Raw genomic sequence first — 20,515 nt, 5'->3', positions numbered from 1 at the left:
TCCGAAATGGACACACACGAACTGCGCGCACTGCTGACGGACGGGCCGTTCGTCTCGGTGCACTTCGACGAATCGCACGACACCGAGGACGCGGCCAAGCAGTTGCGGTTGCGGCTCAAGGAGATCGAGGCCGCGCTCGAGGACCAGGGCGCCGACCGGCCGAGCGTCGAAGCGGTCCTGCGCGCGGTGGAAGAAAGCGCTCCGCCGGTCGGCCGGGCCGGACGCACGATCGTCGCCGCGCACGGCGCCGTCCTGCTCGACCGGCGGCTCGCGGCTCCGCCGCCCGCGCAGGAGGCCCGTTACTCCGAACTGCCGTATTTCCTGCCGACCGTGAGCCATCTCGAGGAAGCGCCCGCGCACCTGGTGGTGCTCGTCGACCGGACCGGCGCGGACATCGAGGTGCACCGGCCGGACGGCAGTGTGGAAACCGAGACCGTGCGCGGGCAGGAGCATCCGGTGCACAAGGTCCGCGGCGGCGGACCGGCCCACCGCGACATCCAGTCGCACGCCGAGCAGACCGCGCACCAGAACCTCGCGGAAGTGGCCGACCACGTCGCGAAGGCAGCAGAACGGGTGCGGCCGCGAGCGATCGTCCTGGCCGGTGAGGTCCAGGCCCGCACCGAACTGCACGACCGGCTGCCCGAACCGGCCCGCTCGCTCACCGCGGAGGTCGACGCGGGCAGCCGCGCCGCCGGCGCGGACCGGGCCGAGCTGGACCGTGCCGTGCACGAACTGCTTACCGGGCAACGGTTGCGCGAGCTCGACGATCTGGCCGAACGCTTCCGCGCCGAAGCCTCTCGCGAATCGGCGCTGGCGGTCAGCGGGCTGTCCGCCGTCACCGCGGCGCTCGCGGAGGCGAATGTGGCGACGCTGCTGGTCGGGGACTCCGGCGAGGCCACCGTGTACACCGGCGCGGAACCGACTCAGCTCGGCGCGGCACCGTCCCGGCTGGACGCGCTCGGCGTGGACGAACCAGCCCGTCGGCGGGCGGACGAGGCCCTGCCGTACGCGGCGGTCGCGGTCGGCGCGGACGTCGTGGTGATGGACGAGCGGCTTGACCTGACCGACGGATTCGGGGCTCTGCTGCGGCATCCGTGACCGGGCAAGCACGGCTGGGCCCGGGTGCCTCGACACCCGGGCCCAGCTTCGTCTCTCCACAGTGGAGGCTCAGCGCAACGCGGGCAGCAACTCCTGCTGCGCGAACTTCACGAACTCCGGCTGGTGCTCCGCGCCCCCGATCTGCACCAACGCCAGATCGGTGAATCCGGCCTGCGCGAACTGCTTCGCCGCGTCCACAATGGGTCCCGCGTCCGGGCCGCACGGAATCCCCGCGGCCACATCGTCTTCGCGCACGTACCGCGTCGCCGCGTCGAACGCCTGCGTTCCCGGCAGCTCGGCGTTCACCGGCCAGCCCGAGCCGAACCACCGGAACTGCTCGTGCGCCCGCCGGATCGCCGCCCCGCGGTCCGGGTCCCAGCTGACCGGCAGCTGGCCGATCTTGCGCGTCGGCGGCCCGACCCGCTCGTGGTCCCATTGCGTGCACAGCTCCGAGTTCGGTTCGACCGCGACCATCGCGTCGGCCACCGGCGCGAACCGCTTCACCGATTTCGGACCGGACACCGCGATCGCGATCGGCACCCGGGTCGGCGACAGGTCCCACAGCTTCGCCCCGTCCGCGCGGTAGTGCTGTCCGGTGTAGGTGAACGTGCCGCCGTCGAACAGGCCGCCGATGATCTGGACAGCCTCGGCGAGCCGGTCGTGCCGTACCGACACCGACGGCCAGCCCATGCCGACGACGTGCTCGTTCAGGTTTTCCCCCGCTCCGAGCCCGAGCGTGAAGCGGCCGTCGGACAGCAGCTGCACTGTCGAGGCCTTCTGCGCGACCACCACGGGGTGGTACCGCATGGTCGGGCAGGTCACCAGCGTCATGAGTTCGATCTGCTCGGTCGCCTGGGCCACCGCGCCGAGCACGCTCCACGCGTACGGTGCGTGGCCCTGTTCGGCCAGCCACGGCGAATAGTGGTCGCTGCAGGCCGCGAAGTCGAAGCCGGCCTGCTCCGCGGCAGTCGCGCAGCTGACGAGCTCGCGCGGTCCGGTCTGTTCGGTCATCAAGGTGTAGCCGATGCGCATGTTCTCCCCGTTCGACGGGCGTTCTTCTCGCGGCGCCAGCGCTGCGGCCGCCCCGGAACTCCTTACGCCGCCCGGTTACCCGGCCCGGGCCGGGTTCACCCGTGCCGTCCGTCCGAAACAGACCCCCGAGGTCAGGAAGCCGCCAGCGCCGCCTCGACCGTCGGGTACAGCGGCAACGTCCGCTCCAGTCCGGTGAGCTGGATGGGCCGCACGGTCGCCCGTCCGGAGGCGACGATCCGCAGGCTCGCTCCGGACGTCGGGTGCTGGGTCAGGGTCACCAGCGCGGTCAGCCCGGCCGAAGCCAGGAATTCCACCGCGGCGAGGTCCAGCACCAGCACGGACGGAGCCCCGGCGAGCACCTCGTCGACCGCCGCGGTCAGCAGCGGCGCGGTGACCATGTCGACCTCGCCGTGCACTCTCAGCACCGCGGCCGGCGGCCGGTCCTCCCGCACGACGCGGAAGTCGGGCACCGGGGCGGGGGTGGGGTCGGTCGGCTCGTCCATCGTCACGGTCCCGTCGTCGGTCGCCCCTGCCCTGGCCGGGCAGGCGGGAAAAACGCGGTCGGGGCATCCGGCCACCACCCCATGATGCACGTCCTGCCGCGCCGACGCAGGCAGGCGGGCATCAGTCCCCTTCGTCCGGTTTCCCGGCGGACTCGCCGCCGCCGCGCTTCCTTGCGCCGTTTGCCTGAATTCCTGCCTTCGAACCGACCAATGCGGTGACATATTCACCGCCCGCGGGAATACGCGCGGCGGAATTCCCTCCCGAAGCCATGTTTCACTCCACCGAGTGAGGGTATTCCTGAGAAAGCACGCCTTAGTCCCCACCGAGAGAAGAAAGACGAGGTTCTCCCCGTGATTGTTCTCGGCGTCATTCTGCTCGTGATCGGGTTCATCACCTCGATCCAGATTTTGTGGAGCATCGGGATCGCCCTGGTAGTGATCGGCGCGATCCTGGCGGTGCTCGGCGGGACCGGACGCCGCATCGGCGGCCGCGCGCATTGGTACTGACCCCGCGAAAAACGGAAAAGGACGCCACGGCTCCGGGCCGGGACCCGGAGCCGTGGCTTGATTTTCCTTCAGGCGAGAGCCACGAGTTCCCGTGCGGCCCGCACTGTCGTCAGCCCCCGTTCCCGAGCGCGCGACAGCACCGCGTCGACCGTCTCGCCGATCGCGTCGATCTTCGCGTTCGCCGCCTTCCCGTCCATCCCGAGTTCTTCGCGTCCGACGGCGTGGATGATCCCGCCGGCGCTCGCGACGACATCGGGAATCCACGTGATTCCCCGGTCCCGCAACACCGTCGCGACCTCCTCGGCAGCGAGCTGGTTGTTCGCCGGTCCCACGATCAGCGACGCGCCGCAAGCCGCCGCCGACTCGGCCGTCAGCACTCCGCCCGTCGCGGCGGGCACGAGTACATCCAACGGCTCGCGCACCAGATCTTCCGTCGTCCAGATGGCGCCGAGCCGCTCCGCGGCCGGCCGGAGCCCGGCGTCGACGTCCGTCACGACAACCTTCGCGCCACGCTCGAGCAGCGACTGGCAGACAAGCCGTCCGACGCTTCCGAATCCGATCACGCCGACGCGCAGCCCCGCGACCGAACCCGGCGCGACACCGGCCCGCAGCGCGGCCACAACGCCCCGCGCGGTCGCCGCGCTCGATGTTCCGCTGCCGCCTTGTGCCTCGGGACGGCAGAACGCCCAGCCGTGCGCGCGACGGTGGATCTCCGCCATGTCCTCGGACGTGGAGCCGATGTCCGGGCCCGTGCGGTACCGCCCGCCCAGCGCGGCGATCGCCTCGGCGATGTCGGCGATCACCTCGGGCCGTCGCACCGGATCCAGCCCCTCCGCCGGCAGCGCCGCGACGGTTTTGCCGCCGCCGTACGGAAGTCCGGCCAGCGCGCACTTCATCGTCATCGCCTCCGACAACCGCAGGGCGTCGTCCACCCCGTCCCGCCACGACCGATACGGCTTGATCCGGCACCCGCCGATCGCCGGACCCCGCGCCGTCGAGTGGATCGCGACGGCGATCGGGACGCCCGACCGGGCGCCCCGGACGACCTGCAGTGTTTCGCCAGTGAAACTCTCTGTTCGGTTCACAGGCTTCAGCTTGCCTCGTGGAACGTGCCCTCCGGGTCGAAGACAGTGATATGTTCGGCAGATGCCCGAACTTCCGAACCTGGATCGGATCGACAGCCTCATCGTCCACGAACTCCAGCAGGACGCCCGCATCCCGATGCGCGACCTGGCCGACCGCGTCGGCGTCGCGGCGTCGACCTGTTCCGACCGGATCGGCAGGCTGCAGGCCCGCCAGGTGCTGACCGGGTTCCACGCCGAGGTCGACCTGCCCGCGCTGGGCAGGTCGGTGCAGGCCATGGTGTTCGCCCAGATCCGTCCGCTCAGCCAGCCGATCATCGACCGGTTCCGCCGCGACGCCCTCGCCATGCCGGAGGTGATGGCCGTCTTCGTCCTCGCCGGCGGAGACGACTTCCTGCTGCACGTCGCGGTTCCGGACGTCGCCCGGCTGCACACGTTCCTCGTCGAGGATCTCAGCAGCCGCAAGGAGGTCGTGCAGTTCCGCAGTTCGATCGTGTTCGACCACAGCCGGAAACGGGCGATCGAGAACCTCGCCGGGGACCAGTGACCGGGACGGGCGCCGGTCACGAGCACTGGAATCCGGCCCCGATCGACCGGCCCGGGCAGGGGCGCTCGGACGACTGCATGCTTTCGCCGTCGCACCAGCGGCCGGTGAGCCTAAGCGACCCTTCAGTCGCCGGATATCTTCGCCGGTTTCAGCCCAGATCTGCCTCCGGACGGATCTCGATCGCGGTCCCCGGTTGATGCATTTCGAGCACCACCAGTTCGTTCTGCCCCTTCCGCCACAACGACTTCGGCGCGTACAGCGTCTTCTGCGGCCCGATCTTCCAATACCGTCCGAGGTTGAAGCCGTTCAGCCACACCACGCCCTTCTCCCAGCCGGGCAGGGCGACGAAACCGTCCGCTGGCTCGGCGATCGCCACGGTCGCGCGGTGGAAGGCCGGCCCGGGGCCCGGCGAGGCGGACGAAAACCTCAGCCGGGACAGGTCGTCCAGCGGCAAGGGGCGGATCTCCCAGCCGAACAGTTTCTGCTGGGTGTTCATCGCGACCCAGCCGTCGATGCCCTTGCGATCCGCCAGGTACGGGCCGTAGTTCACCCGGCCCATGGTGTCGACCAGGAAGTCCAGCCGCGTCCGAGGCTTCTCCAGCTTCAGGTCCAGCGTCGCGTCCGGGTGGTTGCGGTCCAGGACGCCCAGGTGCACCCCGTCGACGAACACCAGGGCGCGGTCCGCCAGGCCGTGAATGCTCAGCGGGCCGGAATGCGGGCCTTGCACGATCGTGCGGTAGTGGATCAGGCCGGCCGCCTGGCCCAGCCGTTCCATGGAAACCGGTTGCGCCGATTTGACCACCGTGGACAGTGCGGACAGCGAGTCCAAAAGGGACGCCGTGCCGGACGGAGTGACCGTTTGTGCGGGCAAGCGGGGCGAACGAGCAGGCGGAGCGATGACTGGTTGTTTCGTGTACTTGGTGAGCACAGCCTGCAGTGCGGTGAACTTCGCTCCGACGTCGCCAGCCTCGCCGACCGGGGAATCGTAGTCGTAGCTGGTCACGGTGGGCTGGTATTGCACACCGGACGTGTTGGCGCCGGCAGTGAAGCCGTAGTTGGTGCCGCCGCAGGCCATGTACAGGTTCACGGACGCACCCGTGGCCAGCAATTGGTCGATGTGCGCGGCGGTTTGCTGCGGATCGGTGGTGTGGTGCGGCTCGCCCCAGTGGTCGAACCAGCCGTCCCAGTATTCGGCCATCATGACCGGTGCCCCGGGACGGAAAGCTTTCAGCGCGGCGATACTCGGGGCGGGATCGCCGTCGCCGGTGCCGACTTCCAGCGTTCCCGGCAGTTCACCGAAGCGCATGAAGAATTCGGAAGCACCGTCGGCGACGAAAAGAAGGCTGGTTATTCTGCGGGAACGCAGGCTGTCCCGCAAATGTGCGAGATAACTGGTGTCGTTGCCATAGCTGCCGTATTCGTTTTCGATCTGCATGGCCACGATCGGCCCGCCGTGCTGTGCTTCGAGCGGGGCGAGCCGCGGGATCAGCTGGTCGTACCACGCGTCGACGGCCTTGAGGTAAGCCGGATCGGCGCAGCGCAGTTCCATGTTCCGGTCCGCGAGCAGCCAGGCGGGCAGGCCGCCGAACTCCCATTCCGCGCAGATGTACGGGCTCGGGCGGACGATCACCTGGAAACCGAGGTCCCCCGCCAGCCGGATGAACGCCGCGAGATCGCGGGGGCCGCGGAAATCGGCTCGGCCGGGGGTCGGCTGGTGGAAATTCCAGGCCACGTAGGTTTCGACGGTGTTGAGACCCAGCGCCTTGAGCCGCGACAGCCGGTCGCGCCACTGGTCCGGGCGCAGCCGGAAGTAGTGGATCGCGCCGGACACGATCTGGAACGGCTTGCCGTCCAGCAAGAACTGATCGCCGGACACGCTCAGCCCGCGGCGGCCGGCCGCGCCCGCCGGGCCGGCGAACACCGTGCTCGCGGCGACCGCGGCCGCTCCGCCGAGGAAACTCCTCCTGCTCACGTTCATCTCTCCCCCGCTCATCCGACCGTCTCCGCGCGGACCTGGACGAGGAACGCGTCAAGCACGCCGTCGCCGACCAGTGCCTGCCGCACGCCCCACCGGTTGCTGTTGCCCGTCTTCACCGCTTCCGCCTGCTTGACCAGCGCGTCCGCGGCTGCCGTCAGGCGTTGCGCCGTCGCGTGGTCGCGGCGGGTCGCCGCGGCGAGCGCGTCCAGCCGGGTCACCATCGCGTCGCCCCACAGCGCGGTCGCGTCCAGCCACGGGCCTGCCTCGCTGACGAAGGCGCTCTGCACCTGCCCGCCCCGGATCACCGCGGGAGCGTTGCGGATCTGTTCGGCATAGGAGCGCAGTTTGTCCAGAGCCCGGTGGTCACCGGCGTTCCAGTGCTGCCAGAAATCGGCGACCCGGGCCGCGAGCACCGGCGCTTGGGGCTGCCACGGCGTGGGGCCGAAGACGGGTGCCAGGTGTTCGAGGTCCGCGAAGACCTTCAACGCCGCCGTCGCGCGCGGGTCGCCGCCCGCGAGCCGGGCCAGTGCCTGCGGCCACGACCGGTCCGGCGAGTAGCCCGCGTCGTTCCAGGAGAAATCGGCGACCCCGAACTCGGCGACCTCGCTGGCCGCTTCCTGGTTCATCGGATTCGAGACGATCCCGTTGAGATACTTCGACAGCCCTGCTTCGCGATGCGCGTACGGTGCGAGCAGCAGCCGTCCGGCCGACTGTTCGTAATCGTTGACCGGGTAGTTGTCCCAGAGGAACACTTTCCGTCCGTACACAGTGGACACCTGCTGCGCTTCGTCGTTCGTCACGCTCGGCGGCACCACCGCGGTACCGGTCCACTGCACGACCACGGACGGATCGAGATTCTCTCGCAGCTGGGTCTTGTACGGTGAGTCCTTGAGGTCGCTGTATTCCGTCGGCACAGTCTGCAGCGGACGGACGCCGTCGTGGGTCTTCACGAAGTCCTTGGTGATCTCGTTCAGCAACGAAACCTGCGCCTTGCCCGCGGCCGCCTGGCCGGGCGCGCCGAACGCCATTTGGTCGCCAGCGCAATTCCATTTGGTGTACGAGATGTCGTCGAACGGCAGCGAGAACGAGCGCACGCCGAGGTCGTACACCGCCTGGAATTTCGCTTTCACCGCCGCGACGTCCTGCGGCGACGAGAAGCAGATCGAGACGCCGGGCGACAAGGCGTAGGTGAAGTCGACGTGGTTAGCGTTCGCCGTGCGCACAAGCTGGCCCAGCGCGTCCAGCTCCTGTTGCGGATACGGATCCCGCCACTGTGCGCGCAAGTACGCGTCGTCTTTCGCGCTGTAGATGTACGTGTTCGCCTTGGTTTCGCCAAGGAACTTGATCTGCCGCACGCGGTCGTCGTTCGTCCACGGCGGACCGTAGAAGCCCTCGATCGATCCGCGCAACGCCATGTTCGGCCAGTCTCGCACCGCGACGCCGCTCACCGCCCAGCCGTGTCCACTTCGGACGAACAGCTGCCGCAATGTCTGCACGCCGTAGTATTGTCCGGCGCCGTCCCGGCCGTTGATTGTCACGCCGTCTCGCCGCACGGCGAGCGAATAGCCTTCTGCCGGGGTCGGCGCGTCCCCGCTGGTGGCGAGCCGGATGACGAACCCGCGTTGCGGTGCCGCGCTGATCTTCCTGACTCCGTGCTGTTTCAAGAGGGAAACCAGCAGATCCTTGGCCGGTCCGTCCGTGGTGCCGTCCGTGACCAGCACCACCGAGGACGGCAACGACACGTCGTCGGCGTCCCGGTTGATCTGTTGCGGCGTCGGCGAAACGACTGGTATCGAACCAGTGCTGGCGTCAGCCGGCGGGACGACAGCGAGGGCACTCGTCGCGACGACAGCGGCGAGCCAAGCTCTGCGGCGTAGAGTCATGACTTCCTTTCAAGCGGCGGGGACAGTGCGGTACAACGCGAAGGTAGCCAGGTACGGCGTTGCTCGCGATTGCGTGACGACCACGCGCAGGTGGCCCGCGGTGATCGGCGACGGGAGGGTGACGAGACGGTTGGCGCCGATGGTGGTGACCGTTGCGATCGTGCGCCAGGAACCGTCCGCTTCGGCCTGTACGGTCGCGCCTTCGACGTGCTGGCCGCGAGTGATGTCCTCCCCCAGCCGGATCTGGTCGAAGGTCACCGCCTTCGGCAGCACGACCTCCATCGTCCCGGTTTGCGCGCCGTGCGGCGGAGACCACGACGTCGCGAGCGAGGAATCCGTGACCGCGCTCAGCCCTCGCGCGCCGGCGGCGAGGTTCTGGGCCTGCGTCCTGGCGATGGCCTGTCCGAAGGAGGCCAACGCGGCGGTATCCGCCGGAGCGATCCGGCCGTCCGGGCCGGGCGGAACGTTCAGCAGCAGCGAGGCATTGCGTCCCACCGACGCGCGGTAAAGGTCGACGAGCTGCGCGGCCGTCTTCGGCTGTTCGTCCGGGTGATAGAACCAGCCCGGCCGGATTGATACATCAGCTTCGGCCGGTGCCCATTCCAGATATCGCACGGACGGATCGGCGAGCACCTGCCGCGACCCGAGGTCGGCGCCCTCCGCCCCGCCGACGAACAACTCTTCGTTGTGCGCGGTGTTCGGATCGCCGGTGGTCGGCAGCGCGCTCCATTCCGTCTCGCGGGCCTGGCCCTGCTCGTTGCCGACCCAGCGAACGCCCGCCGGCCCGGCGAACGTGACGGTATCCGGCGACAGGGCGTGGATCATCCGGAACCAGGTCGTGAAGTCGTAGTTCTCGCTGATTCCGTTGCCGCGCCAGGGGTTCGCCCCGTCCAGCCAGAGCTCGTCGATGGGGCCGTACTGCGTGAACAGCTCGTAGATCTGGTTCAGGTAGTAGGTGTTGTAATCGTCCTCGGTGACAGTGAACTTCGGCAGTTTCCCGGCCGCGAGCGCCGCGGCACGGTCGTCGTTCGGGACCAGCGACGGAATGGTGCGGACCTTCGCCGCGCTGCCAGTGCCGTACCGCCCCTGACCGGCAGGCGTGTTCGCGCGGTCCTCGTAGGTCGCCTGTTCCTCGATGCTCAACGGCTGCCCGGCGGCGACCTTCGCCTCGACCCGTTTCACCTGGTCCGCGAAGAACTGCGCGGGCAGTTCCGCACCGTCCGCAGGCGAGAGGTACACCCCGACTTTCAGCCCTGCTTTCCGGGCGGAATCGACGTAGTCGCGCAGGATGTCACCTCGCGGATTCGCACATCCGGCGGCGCGGACCTGCCAGTAGGCGGACGGATCCTGCGCCCGGCTGTTCTGCGCGTCCGCGCGGGCCTTCGCCACCGCGCCGTCGGCGCACCCGGGCGCGACCCACCACGGGCTCGCGACGACGGAGTGGTTCGTGTAGCGCGTCGGATAGAGGACGAACCCGTCATGGTGCTTCGCAGTCAGCATCACCTGCGTCACGCCGGCCGCCTTCAGCGACCGCATCCACTGGTCGGTGTCGACCGCCGCCGGCGCGAACGTCGACTCCTTTTCCGCGCCGGAGCCCCATTCCCGGTCGGTGAAGGTGTTCATGCCGAAGTGCGTGAACGCGGTGACCGGCCGCTGCTGCCAAGCGACCTGCCCGGCGCGCGGCACGGTCGCGGCGGCTTTGGCGAGGATCCGGTCCATGCCGTCGCACGACTGCACAGTCTGGATCGCCGCCGGACGGATCGGTCCGTGGCAAGCGGCTGTTTCCGCGGCAGCGGCCGGCACGGCAGCCGTTCCCCCCGCCGCCAGCACCGCGGCAAGCACCAAGCTCGCGGGAATCGACACGGCGGTCCTCCTGTCGGATCCGTGACCGAACGGTGACGGCGGGGAGCCTAAGTCGGCCATCCATCGGATGTCTAGACCTGATCGGCGGAGGAGGTCTCGCTTTCACCCGAGCGCCGAGGCTTCGATCAGCCCTGTTCCAAGCCGTTTTGCCGACAGTGCGGTGGCGGCGCAGTGATCTGATGGATCGCCGGGGAGCACCACGTCAGGCAGGAGGGAACGGAAAGTTGCCGTTCCGGCAAGGGAGTGCGCGCGATGCCCGTTCGATCAATTCCGGTTAGCCGAACAGGCAAGGGCTGGTTCGCCGCGACCCGGCGAGGGTAGCGACGGTGAAGAGGCGGTCGGCACGATCGCCGGAACCGGAGGGATCGACCATGCGGAAATTCGTGGCCACCGCTGCTTTCTGCGTCGCCACGAGTGGTGGCGCTCTGCTGCTGAGCGGCACCGCCTTCGCCCGCCATCTCGAGTACCAAGGGCCTTACGCGACCCCGGACGACTGCGTTCGCGCCCTGCGCGCCCTGCCGCCGGACCCCACGGTCGACGGTGTCGAATGCATTCCCATGAAGGGCAAGCATTACCTCGAAATCTCGCACCCGAGCTGAATCGCGCCCGGCTTGATCGCGTTTTCCGCGACCGTCCCCCAGAGCACGGCATAAACAGGATGCCGCGCACTCTCGCCTTGGATTCAGGCTGACGGCCGCTCGGCTCCCCCGCGCCCGAGCCGATCCCGCTTCCCTTGTCCGCCACGGCTCGGCCGGTCAGCCCTCCGCGCGCCCCAGCCCGCGCAGATGCCGCCCGCTCTCCATATGGTCCATCAACAGCGCTTCCACGGTCTCCACGTCCCGCCGCGCGATCGCCTCGTACAGCTCCCGGTGCTCCCCCGCGACCCGTTCCAGGTCCTCGTGCTGCCCCAGCAGCCACCGCATCCGGCTGCGGAGCGTCAGTTCCAGCTCGTTGAGCAGCTCGTTCCCCGCCATCGCCGTCACGGCCTCGTGGAAGTCGGCCGCCGCTCGGTGGGCCGCGACGGCGTCGCCGGCAGCGGCAGCGGCCGTTTCCTCGTCCATCGCGGCGCGGAGCCGCTCCAGGCCGGCGCGCGAATGGCGGATCGTCGCGAGTTTGAACGTCAGGACTTCCAGTGCCGCGCGCACTTCCTGCAGGTCCGCGATGTCGCTCGCGGTGAACTCCCGCACCACCGCCCACGTCCGGGGCCGCGGCGTGACCAGTCCTTCGGCGACCAGGGTTTTCAGCGCGTCCCGCACCGGGACCCGGCTCACGCCCAGGTCCGCGGCGAGGTCCCGTTCGACGAGCTTGCTGCCCGGTGCGCGCACCCCGTCCAGGATCTCGTCCCGGAGCTGCCGGACGACCCGGTCCGTCTCGGATTCGACGCCCTGTTCCGCTGCCATCCGGCCATTCTCGCACCACCGCCCGGACCGTCCACTGTGGCCGGTGCTCAGCGCGGGTTCGTCTTCCGCCACGCCGCGTAATCCGCCACCGCCGCCCGCACGTCGAACTCCGGCGCGAAGCCCGTTTCCTCCCGGAGCCGCGAAATATCCAGATACGGCCCGGTCCGCCCGCCCGGCTCCAGCCGGTCCGGCACTCCGGGCACGATCTCCGCCAACGCCTCAGCGAACTCCCGGTTCGTCGCCGGCTGCCCGCTCGACACGTTGTACGTGTGGTATCTCAACGACGGCGCCGTGGTCAGCAACGCGATCGCGCGGCCGGCATCTGGCGCGTAGCAGCAATCGAATCCCTCGTCGGCGACCAGCGGGCGCGGCGTGGCGCCGCACAGTCCGGCGTTGAGATAGGACGGAATCGGGAAGAACGGCGACTCCGGATCGACCAGCGGCCCCCAGACGGTCCCGATCCGCAACACCACCGGTTCGACGCCGCTCCCCCGCAGGCTGTGCGTCGTCAACGGTTCGACGGCTTTCTTGAACGCGACGATCAGATGCGGCAGGTCCGCCGTGGGCAGCGGCAATTCCTCGTGCCAGCACGGCTCGTCGCGGCCGGCGTACACGCCGAGGCTGCTCGCGACCGCGAACCGCCGCACCTGCCAGGTCCGGGCCGCATCGAGGGCGTTGGCCAGGCCGGCGAGGTCCGTCCGGAAGAACGCGACCGGGTCGTCGCCCGGGATGCTGCCCGCCAGGTGGACGATCGCGCTGAGGTCGTACCGGTCGCCGAGCGCGAGGAACGCGTCCCGGTCGGTCACGTCGAGCGTTTCCACCGCGACCCGGCCCGCCAGGAACGACGGGACGTCCGTCCGTCGGTGCCCGGTGACCAGCACGTCCTGTCCGAGATCCGCGAGCGCGCGGGCCGTGTGCGCGCCGATCATGCCGAGGCCGCCGGTCACGAGGATCATCGCGGCACCCCGCACGGGGCGGTCGGGAACTGTGTCATGCCGCGAAGCTACGGCCCGGCCGCCCGCGGATTCTTGAACGAATCGCGCATCAGAAGTGCGTGCCGCCGTCGATGCGGACCTCGGTGCCGGTGATGAACGCGGCGTCCTCGCTGGCGAGCATCGCGACGACCGACGCGACCGTCTCCGGACCGGCGAAACCCTGGCCCAGCGCGGGAAGCAGCTTGGTGAGCAGGGTGTAGTCGGCGTCCTCGGGGAAGCCGGGGCCGACGCTCTGCTTGCTCTTGCCGCTGCCGTCGGTCATGCCCGAGGAGATCGAACCGGGCTGCACCGAGGTGAAGCGGATACCGTCCTTCGCGTATTCGGACGCCAGCGCGTGCGTCATCGACTGGATGCCGCCCTTGCTCGCCGAGTACGCCGCCATGTACGGGTGCGCGAACATCGCCGACGTCGAGCTGAAGTTCACCACCGCGGGCGCGGAACCCTCGCGCAGCGCCGGGATCGACTCGCGGATCACCAGGAACGTGCCGACCAGGTTCACGCGCAGCACCTGCTCGAACGCCTCGAGCGGCATCTCGTGCGTGTGCGCCGACCGCAGGATGCCCGCGGCGTTGACGAGCGCGTCCAGCCCGCCGAGCTGCTCGACCGCCGACGCGACCCCGGCCTTCACCGAAGCTTCGTCGGCGACGTTCACGACCACGGTGCTCAGCCGGTCCGCCGCGTCGCCGGCCTTCTCGGCGGTGTCCGCCAGGCCCGCTTCGCTCACGTCAGCGGCGACGACCCGCCCGCCCTCGGCCAGCATCCGCAGGACCGTCGCCTGCCCGATGCCCGAGCCCGCTCCGGTGACCAGCACGCGGCGTCCTTCGTAACGGTTCATGGTCCGCTCCTTTCCTCTGCCGTCACCTTACGCCTTGGTGGCAGACTGTGCCACTTTGACAAAATATGCACTCTTGGCAGTAATCGGGTAGCGTTGCCGCGGTGAGCGGAAAGACCCCGACCCTGACCGAACGGCGCAAAGCGGCGACGCAACTGGACATCGCCCGTGCCGCCGCGCGACTGTTCACCGAGCATGGCGCACAGGGGACGACCGCGGAAGCGATCGCCGCCGCGGCGGGCGTCGCCCCGCGGACCTTCTACCGCTACTTCCGCACCAAAGAGGACGCGGTCGCACCGCTGCTGGTCGTCGGCGCCGATTCGTGGCGGGAACACCTCGCGTCGACGCCCGAAGGAACGCCGCTGCTGAAGGCGGTCGAGGACGCGATCCGCACAACAATCTCCGCCGCGGACGCCGCCCCGGAATTCGCCTGGACGCGCGGCTTGCTGCGCGCCGCAAGCGGGGATGATTCGGCGCTTGCGGCCGTATGGCACCGGGTGAACGGCGAATCCGAGACCCGCCTGCGCCCCGTGCTGGCGCGGTTGGCACCGGAGACGGATCAGGTGACCGTGCACCTGGTCGCGGCGGCGGCGACGGACGCGATCCGGATCTCGCTGGAGATGTGGGCTGGGACTGAGGAGAAAGCGGCGCCGGTGGAGCTGGCGGTCCGGTGTTTTCGCGGGCTGTCCGGCGGGCTCGACGTCTCACGAGGCCGCTGACCTTTCCCCTCCCGGCACAAGATGCCTATGTGTCCGATCGACGTGCCCCGTGCTCGTCTGCCCGCCGGCCAGTACCGCTCGTCCCGGTGCGCGGACGAGCGGTGCCGCTCGTCGGCTGGCCCGGAATGGTGCGCGGCAACGGGTCCTCGGTCACCCGGTACCAGGCCCTGAGGTTCGCCGGTTCCTTCCATCCCCGCACGACCTCGGCCACCTGCCGATGGACATAACCAGCGTGACTGCACGTCTCGTGCCAGGAACTCCGGCGCTGCTCCGCGGTCAGCCGCCGCCGGAACAACTCGTCCCGCAGAGCCAGCTGCCGATCGAGATCGTGCCTGACAGCCGACGATCTGTCGAGGCCGGACGGGGCCTGGTCCTCGCAGACGGGGCACGGGCAAGTCCACAGCTGCTCGATCTCCGGGGTCCGCTCGAAGACCTTCGCGCACGTCTCGAGCCGGTGATAGCTGAGCAGGCGGGGCACGAACACGGAAGTTCCGCCGGGATGTCCGCCGGAGGCCGGGTAGAGGTGCCGCAACGAGCTTCTCGTGCCCACCGCCGCCGCGTGCGCACCGTGGCAGAGAAGTCCCACTGCGGAAATGTCGCAGCGCAACACCAGCACCGGAGGCGCGCAGTCGGCGAGGAAACGCAGGAATGCCCGCAGCAGCTTGTGCACCCCGAACGGATCAGACCGGTGCTCGAGAACGACCGCGACCGGCACCCCGTGCCGATTGATCTCCTCAGCCAGCGCGGCCGTGATCGGTCCGCTGCCGAACCACCAAGGAGAGAGGGGCAACGTCGCGACCGCCGAGGGCTTTCTCGCGGCGGCCAGCAGGATCCCGCGAAGGCCCGTCCAGTCGCGCGCCGCGAGATAGCCGGAATCAGTCAACGGCAGCAGCCCGAGCTTCCGCTGCTCCCGGCACCACGCCGGATGTGTTCCGGCTTTGGCGAGTACTCGCCGCTTCCCGGCGTAGCGCTCGGCGTCGCACAGGATCGGTCTGTCGAACCCCTTCTCGCGGAGGTCCTTGACGGCATCCGTCGCCGACCTCCCAGTCAAGACGATCCCCGCGCCGTGCGCCGCGCAGACGTCAAGCAGCGTCTCGGCCTGGGCAGGCCTGCACTGGATCAGGAGCCGCCCGGAAAGCACTGCCAGTGCCGCATCCATCCGTCCACGGTGACGCAAGCCGACCCGTTCGGTCACTCACCGTCGCCTGGCTGCCGACGTCAACCACACTGGAGGCGGACACCGTTTCTCACCCAGCGCAGACCCGTGCGGCCTTGTGAGTGACGCAGTGCGCCCGCCGGTCAGCGGAACTCGTGCACGACCTCGATCTTCGTTACCAGGTGCGCGTTGAACTCCCCCAGCTCCTCGGCAGGAACCCATAGCTCCCGGACCGTCTCGCCGCCCCTGCCGCACCGGACATTCCAGTCTCGCGCGATCTTCACCGCGTAGTCCTCGTTCAGCACCGGGGAGAAGATCGGCTGCTCCGCACTGACACATCAGCTCCAGTTCGACCGGACGCCACAAGCGGCCGCCATGACTCGGCGAGCCAGCCGATCCGGTCTACCAAAGCGCCCTCGAGCACCCAGCCGGACCCGCCGCGTCCACATCGGACAAACGATCTCCACCCCGCCCGGAGAACCCAGCGGCACCATCAGAGCCCCGGCAGGCTGCCATAGTCGCGAGCCCGCATCGTTCCCGCCCGCACTCTTGACAACTCGCCACCAGGCGCGCTTATGGTATACCAAACGATGAAGGGTGTGCGCGATGAAGCGTTCCGCAGTGGTGGCCGCGGTGGCCTTCACTCCCTACGTGGCGATGATCGCCGGCCTGCCCTGGTTCAGCGGCGGCGGCCGGATCTGGTTCCTGCCCGAGGTCGGGTTCTGGATCCTCCTCTGGGTGGCCCTCACGCCCGTGTTCCTCGGCGTCGCCGACCGCATCCGGCGCCCCGGCGCCGCCGAAACCGAGCAGGAGCAGCGATGAACGCGGGTGCGGCGGTCGCGCTGGCCGTGGTGGCGCTGGCGGTGGTCATCGGCCTCGCCGCGCGCGGCCGGAAGCAGATGGACCTCGAACAGTGGACGGTCGCCGGCCGGTCCTACGGGACGCTGCTGTTCTGGGTGCTCGCCGCGGGCGAGACCTATTCGACCTTCACCTACCTGGGCGCCTCCGGGTTCGCCTACGCCAACGGCGGCGCGGCGTTCTACATCGCCGGCTACGGCACGTGCGCCTTCGTCCTGTCCTACTTCTTCCTCCCTCCCTTGTGGAGGTACGCGAAGAAGCACAACCTCGTCACCCAAGCGGATTTCTTCACCCACCGGTTCCGCAGCCCGTGGTTCGGCGCGCTGACCGCGATCGTCGGCGTGGCGTTCATGATCCCCTACATCGAGGCGCAGCTGCTCGGCCTCGGCCAGATCGTCGAGACGACGACCGGCATCAACCGGGTCACCAGCATGGTGCTCGCGGTCGTGCTGATCGCGGTGTTCGTCTACGCGTCCGGCATGAAGGCCGCCGCGTGGGTGTCGGTGCTCAAGGACATCCTGCTGATCGGCACCGTGCTGGTCGTCGGCATCGCGATTCCGGTGCACTACTTCGGCGGTTTCGGGCATCTCATCGACACCGTGCAGGCACAGCACCCCGGCTTCCTCGGCGTGCCGGCGCCGGGCAGCCCGCTCGGCGTGCCGTGGATGATGTCGACCCTGCTCGTCACCAGCGCGGCGTTCTTCATGTTCCCGCACGCGCTGGCCGCGATGTACACCGCGAAGTCCGAGCAGACGATCCGGCGCAACGCGATTTACCTTCCGCTGTACCAGATCCTGATCGCGCTGACGCTGTTCGTCGGCTTCGCCGCGATGCTGGTCGTGCCCGGGCTGAAGGGCAGCGCCACCAACGGCGCGCTGCTGTCGCTGACCTTGAAGACCATGCCGTCGTGGGTGGTCGGCCTCGTCGGCGGCGCGGGCGCGCTGGCCGCGATCGTGCCGATCAGCCTGCTGCTCCTGCAGTCCGCGACGCTGCTGGCCCGCAACGTCTACCAGGGCGTCCTGCGGCCGAAGACCACCGAACAGGGTGTGTTCCGCCTGTCGCGCGGCCTGGTCGTCGTGGTGACGGCGGTGGCGCTGCTGTTCGCGATCTTCCAGCCCGCGCTGCTGGTGAACCTGCTCCTGACCGGGCAGAACGGCGTCTCCCAGTTCTTCCCGGCGATCGTGCTGGGACTCGTGTGGCGGCGGCTGACCAAGGCGGGCGCGGCGACCGGGCTCGTGGTCGGCGTGGCGATCGTCGCGTGGACGGTCCTGGCTTCGAAGAACACGTTGTGGGGCCTCAATCCCGGCCTTCTCGCGATCATCGTCAACATCGTGCTCACCGTCGGCGTCAGCCTCGCCACCGCTGAGCGCCGCGAGCCGACGGTGCGGGCCGAGGCCGCGGAGGGAGTCGCGTGAACCTGTTGTTGCGCAACGTCCGGACCGGCGGTGGCGATCCGACGGACGTGCTGGTGCGCGATGGCCGGATCGCCGGGTTCGGACCGGCCGACGCGGACCTCCCAGCGGATGTCCCGGTCGAGGACGGCGGCGGAGCGCTGCTGCTTCCGGGCCTCGTCGACGCCCACTGCCACCTCGACAAGACCCTCTGGGGCCTCCCCTGGGTCCCGAACACCTCGGGTTCCGTCCTCGCCGACCGGATCTCGAACGAACAGCGCCGCCGCAAGGAATTCGGGCTCCTCTCGCCCGAAACCGCGGCCTCGCTGCTCGACGTGATGATCGCGAACGGCACCTCGTTCGTCCGCACGCACACCGATGTAGACCCCGAACTGGGGCTGTCCGGCATCGAGGCGGTGCGGGAAGCGGCGGCGCGGCATCGCGGCCGGGTCACCGTCGAGCAGGTCGCCTTCCCCCAGGGCGGCCTGCTCACCCGGCCCGGCACGCTGGAGCTGCTGGAGCGCGCCGTGGCGTCCGGGGTGGAGAACGTCGGCGGCATCGACCCGGCCGGTTACGACCGCGATCCGCGCGGGCACCTCGACGCGATCTTCGACATCGCCGCGCGGCACGGCTGCGGTGTCGACCTGCACCTGCACGACGAAGGTCCGCTCGGGGCCTGGGAAATCGAGCTCATCATCGAGCGGACGAAGGCGCTCGGCCTGGCCGGGAAGGTCGCGATCGGGCACGCGTTCGGCATCTGCGGCATCCCGGAGGCGCAGCAGGACCGGCTGATCGAAGGCCTCGCCGAACAGCGGATCACGCTGACCACCGCGGCGGTGTACGACCGGCCGGTGCCGCCGCTGGCCAAAATGCGGGCAGCGGGCGCGAACGTCGCGTGCGGCAACGACGGCATCCGCGACCTGTGGGGACCGTACGGCGACGGGGACATGCTCACGCGCACCATGCACCTGGCGTACCGCAGCTCGTTCCGGACCGACCCGGAGATCGAACTCGCACTGCACGCGGCGACGTACGGCGGCGCGAAAGCGTTACGGCTCAAGGATTACGGCCTGCAGATCGGCGACCACGCTGATTTCTTCCTCGTAGAGGCGGTGTACCCGGCCGAGGCCGTCGTGTCCCATCCTTCGCGACGGCTGGTGGTGAAGGGCGGGGCTGTCGTCTCGCGGGGATAGCCCGCCCTTGCTACTCCTGGAACGCCGGGAAGGTCGGAGGGAACAGCTCCTCCGCCTCCCGGCGTTCGACGTCCCGCTCCGAATACGCGGCGCGCATCTTCTCGAACAACGCCTGCGCGCGGCGGCGAAGATCCTGCTCGTCGACACCGGGGACGTGTCCGTCCACCAGCACAGGCTGGCCCGCGACGACGGAATGCGTTGCCTCGCGGGCGGTTCCGCTGAGCAGGAACGTGCGGATCGGGTCGTCCTGCACGCCGTCGCGGAGGTCGCCGACGTGGAACGCGACGAGGTCCGCCTGCGCCCCTGGCGTCAGCTTGCCGAGGTCGTCGCGACGGAGTGCGCGGGCGCCGCCCAGCGTCGCCGCTTCGACGTACCACTCCGCTGGAGCCGCGTCGGCGCGGCCGTCCATCACCTTCGCCAAGTGCACGCCGACGTCCATGCCGCGGACCAGGTCCGGAGGAAAGGAATCCGTGCCCAGACACAGGTTCAGCCCCGCTTCGCGGTAGTCGCGGAACGAGCGCAGGGCGTGGCCGTAGCGGAAGGACGTGAGCGGGCAGTGGATCACTGACGCACCAGCCGCGGCCAACGTCGCGACGTCGCCTCGGTCTTCGCCGTGGACGTCGGGATGACGGTCGAGGACTTGCCCGTGCGGGATCAGCAGGCGGTCGCCGAGCAGGCCGGTGCGCTTGAGCATTTCCAGCGGCGTTACGCCATAACGGTCCAGGATCAGTTCGCGTTCCAGCACGCCTTGCAGGCAGTGGAGCCGCACCAGGACGTCACGCTGCCGCGCCGCCTCGGCAGTGGCGCGCATGAGGTCTTCGGTGAGCGTCTCGATGCGGCACGGCAGCAGAACGCCGTTGACAAGCGGATCGCCCAGTTCCTTTGCGTGGTCGAGAAACCGCAGTGCGTCGGCGAATCCTTCCTCGCCGCGACGTTCATCGAAGGCAACCGTGCGCTTACCGTCCACAGTGGCCACGTTGACGCCGGAACGGTAAGCGGGGCCTAGATATCCGCGCAGCCCGAGGTTCCGCGAGAAGTCCGCCGTCGCGACAAGCTCCTCGTACGGCTCGGCCCACGAGGAGTGCACCTCCGACGCGATCGGCATGAACGTCGTGATGCCGTGCAGCGCCAGCTGAACGAGCGCGTACTCGCGAATGGTCTGCCGTTCCTCTGGAGTGAAGACGTCGCGGCGACGGTGCGCGAAGTAGTCCTCGGACCACTGCAGACCCGCCGCACGGTCTGCGGGAGCCCAGGAATCGAGGACGAGATGGTCCACATCGGTCAGCGCGTCGAGATCGATCAGGCCCGGGAGGACGAGGGAATCGCCGAGGTCGACGTCCAGGTCGGCCGTTCCGGCATACCGCGGGCCGACGTAGGTGACGACGTCGTCCTCCCAGACGACCTCGCCGTTTTCCAGCAGAGCGTGCCGACCGTTCTGGTGGGCAAGCACATGGCGGGCACGCCAGCGAGTGCGCATC

20 protein-coding genes are annotated in these 20,515 nt (G+C 69.4%); 8 read left to right on the top strand and 12 right to left on the bottom strand.

Translation table 11 applies throughout. The features are described from left to right. The first annotated feature begins 6 nt into the window (after positions 1–6). A complete protein-coding gene (locus tag ATK30_RS38850) occupies positions 7–1,098 on the top strand; it encodes an Rv2629 family ribosome hibernation factor (RefSeq protein WP_101439695.1) in 1,092 nt (363 codons plus the stop codon). Between the two features lie 69 nt (positions 1,099–1,167). Here ATK30_RS38850 and ATK30_RS38845 read toward each other — a convergent pair whose 3' ends face one another. Both ATK30_RS38845 and ATK30_RS38840 read right to left on the bottom strand, forming a co-directional pair. After that, positions 1,168–2,130 (bottom strand): TIGR03557 family F420-dependent LLM class oxidoreductase, encoded by a 963-nt coding sequence (locus tag ATK30_RS38845; protein WP_101439694.1) that lies wholly within the window; start codon positions 2,128–2,130, stop codon positions 1,168–1,170. A gap of 131 nt (positions 2,131–2,261) precedes the next feature. Next, positions 2,262–2,633 carry an STAS domain-containing protein gene (locus ATK30_RS38840; RefSeq protein ID WP_101439693.1) on the bottom strand — a complete coding sequence of 124 codons (372 nt, stop codon included), beginning with the start codon at positions 2,631–2,633 and terminating at the stop codon, positions 2,262–2,264. Positions 2,634–2,984: 351 nt separating this feature from the next. On the opposite strand from ATK30_RS38840, the gene ATK30_RS45465 reads away from it, so the two are divergent. Beyond that, positions 2,985–3,140 carry a hypothetical protein gene (locus ATK30_RS45465; RefSeq protein WP_086024889.1) on the top strand — a complete coding sequence of 52 codons (156 nt, stop codon included), beginning with the start codon at positions 2,985–2,987 and terminating at the stop codon, positions 3,138–3,140. Positions 3,141–3,208: 68 nt separating this feature from the next. On the opposite strand, the gene ATK30_RS38835 is transcribed toward ATK30_RS45465, so the two are convergent. After that, a complete protein-coding gene (locus ATK30_RS38835) occupies positions 3,209–4,225 on the bottom strand; it encodes a Glu/Leu/Phe/Val dehydrogenase dimerization domain-containing protein (RefSeq protein ID WP_244194856.1) in 1,017 nt (338 codons plus the stop codon). Positions 4,226–4,286: 61 nt separating this feature from the next. Between ATK30_RS38835 and ATK30_RS38830 the strand changes: the two genes are divergently transcribed. Beyond that, positions 4,287–4,769: an Lrp/AsnC family transcriptional regulator gene (locus ATK30_RS38830; protein WP_101439692.1), complete on the top strand. Its 483-nt coding sequence runs from the start codon at positions 4,287–4,289 to the stop codon at positions 4,767–4,769. Between the two features lie 148 nt (positions 4,770–4,917). Here ATK30_RS38830 and ATK30_RS38825 read toward each other — a convergent pair whose 3' ends face one another. Genes ATK30_RS38825 through ATK30_RS38815 form a run of 3 tightly spaced genes read right to left on the bottom strand, consistent with a single transcriptional unit; the run spans position 4,918 to position 10,493 of the window. After that, positions 4,918–6,747, bottom strand: coding sequence for a beta-galactosidase (locus tag ATK30_RS38825; RefSeq protein ID WP_208637736.1), 1,830 nt, complete (start codon positions 6,745–6,747; stop codon positions 4,918–4,920). 11 nt (positions 6,748–6,758) lie between these two features. Continuing rightward, positions 6,759–8,630, bottom strand: a complete 1,872-nt coding sequence (locus ATK30_RS38820) for a beta-N-acetylglucosaminidase domain-containing protein (protein WP_101439691.1) — start codon at positions 8,628–8,630, stop codon at positions 6,759–6,761. Positions 8,631–8,639: 9 nt separating this feature from the next. Next, the gene (locus ATK30_RS38815) at positions 8,640–10,493 is read right to left on the bottom strand and encodes an alpha-L-fucosidase (RefSeq protein WP_208637535.1); all 1,854 of its coding nucleotides are present in this window, start codon (positions 10,491–10,493) and stop codon (positions 8,640–8,642) included. 371 nt (positions 10,494–10,864) lie between these two features. Between ATK30_RS38815 and ATK30_RS38810 the strand changes: the two genes are divergently transcribed. Next, positions 10,865–11,092 (top strand): hypothetical protein, encoded by a 228-nt coding sequence (locus ATK30_RS38810; RefSeq protein WP_101439690.1) that lies wholly within the window; start codon positions 10,865–10,867, stop codon positions 11,090–11,092. 156 nt (positions 11,093–11,248) lie between these two features. Here ATK30_RS38810 and ATK30_RS38805 read toward each other — a convergent pair whose 3' ends face one another. The 3 genes from ATK30_RS38805 to ATK30_RS38795 form a co-directional block, all read right to left on the bottom strand. Beyond that, positions 11,249–11,893, bottom strand: a complete 645-nt coding sequence (locus ATK30_RS38805) for a GntR family transcriptional regulator (protein WP_101441298.1) — start codon at positions 11,891–11,893, stop codon at positions 11,249–11,251. 47 nt (positions 11,894–11,940) lie between these two features. Next, positions 11,941–12,849, bottom strand: a complete 909-nt coding sequence (locus ATK30_RS38800; protein ID WP_101439689.1) for an NAD-dependent epimerase/dehydratase family protein — start codon at positions 12,847–12,849, stop codon at positions 11,941–11,943. Between the two features lie 88 nt (positions 12,850–12,937). After that, positions 12,938–13,723: an SDR family NAD(P)-dependent oxidoreductase gene (locus ATK30_RS38795; RefSeq protein WP_101439688.1), complete on the bottom strand. Its 786-nt coding sequence runs from the start codon at positions 13,721–13,723 to the stop codon at positions 12,938–12,940. Positions 13,724–13,824: 101 nt separating this feature from the next. Here ATK30_RS38795 and ATK30_RS38790 point away from each other — a divergent pair, with 101 nt between their 5' ends. After that, positions 13,825–14,439: a TetR/AcrR family transcriptional regulator gene (locus ATK30_RS38790; RefSeq protein WP_101439687.1), complete on the top strand. Its 615-nt coding sequence runs from the start codon at positions 13,825–13,827 to the stop codon at positions 14,437–14,439. Positions 14,440–14,464: 25 nt separating this feature from the next. Here ATK30_RS38790 and ATK30_RS38785 read toward each other — a convergent pair whose 3' ends face one another. Together ATK30_RS38785 and ATK30_RS38780 are read right to left on the bottom strand one after the other, a co-directional pair. Further along, positions 14,465–15,598 carry a hypothetical protein gene (locus ATK30_RS38785; protein WP_208637534.1) on the bottom strand — a complete coding sequence of 378 codons (1,134 nt, stop codon included), beginning with the start codon at positions 15,596–15,598 and terminating at the stop codon, positions 14,465–14,467. Positions 15,599–15,738: 140 nt separating this feature from the next. Further along, positions 15,739–15,900, bottom strand: a complete 162-nt coding sequence (locus tag ATK30_RS38780) for a hypothetical protein (RefSeq protein ID WP_244194855.1) — start codon at positions 15,898–15,900, stop codon at positions 15,739–15,741. Positions 15,901–16,201: 301 nt separating this feature from the next. On the opposite strand from ATK30_RS38780, the gene ATK30_RS45195 reads away from it, so the two are divergent. Genes ATK30_RS45195 through ATK30_RS38770 form a run of 3 tightly spaced genes read left to right on the top strand, consistent with a single transcriptional unit; the run spans position 16,202 to position 19,037 of the window. After that, positions 16,202–16,417, top strand: a complete 216-nt coding sequence (locus ATK30_RS45195) for a hypothetical protein (protein WP_158242561.1) — start codon at positions 16,202–16,204, stop codon at positions 16,415–16,417. Then, on the top strand, positions 16,414–17,868 hold the full coding sequence (locus ATK30_RS38775) for a sodium:solute symporter family protein (protein ID WP_158242560.1): 1,455 nt from the start codon (positions 16,414–16,416) through the stop codon (positions 17,866–17,868). The genes ATK30_RS45195 and ATK30_RS38775 overlap by 4 nt, the downstream gene beginning before the upstream one ends. Continuing rightward, the gene (locus tag ATK30_RS38770; protein WP_101439684.1) at positions 17,865–19,037 is read left to right on the top strand and encodes an amidohydrolase; all 1,173 of its coding nucleotides are present in this window, start codon (positions 17,865–17,867) and stop codon (positions 19,035–19,037) included. The genes ATK30_RS38775 and ATK30_RS38770 overlap by 4 nt, the downstream gene beginning before the upstream one ends. A gap of 10 nt (positions 19,038–19,047) precedes the next feature. Here the strand turns inward: ATK30_RS38770 and ATK30_RS38765 are convergent, their stop codons facing one another. Continuing rightward, positions 19,048–20,514 carry a chlorohydrolase family protein gene (locus ATK30_RS38765; RefSeq protein ID WP_101439683.1) on the bottom strand — a complete coding sequence of 489 codons (1,467 nt, stop codon included), beginning with the start codon at positions 20,512–20,514 and terminating at the stop codon, positions 19,048–19,050. Between the last annotated feature and the right edge of the window lies 1 nt (position 20,515).

The organism is Amycolatopsis echigonensis, assembly GCF_002846615.1.
GTDB classification, from domain to species: Bacteria; Actinomycetota; Actinomycetes; order Mycobacteriales; family Pseudonocardiaceae; genus Amycolatopsis; species Amycolatopsis echigonensis.
The sequence above is the reverse complement of the archived record's forward strand: the minus strand, read 5'-3'. Positions and strand labels throughout refer to the sequence as shown.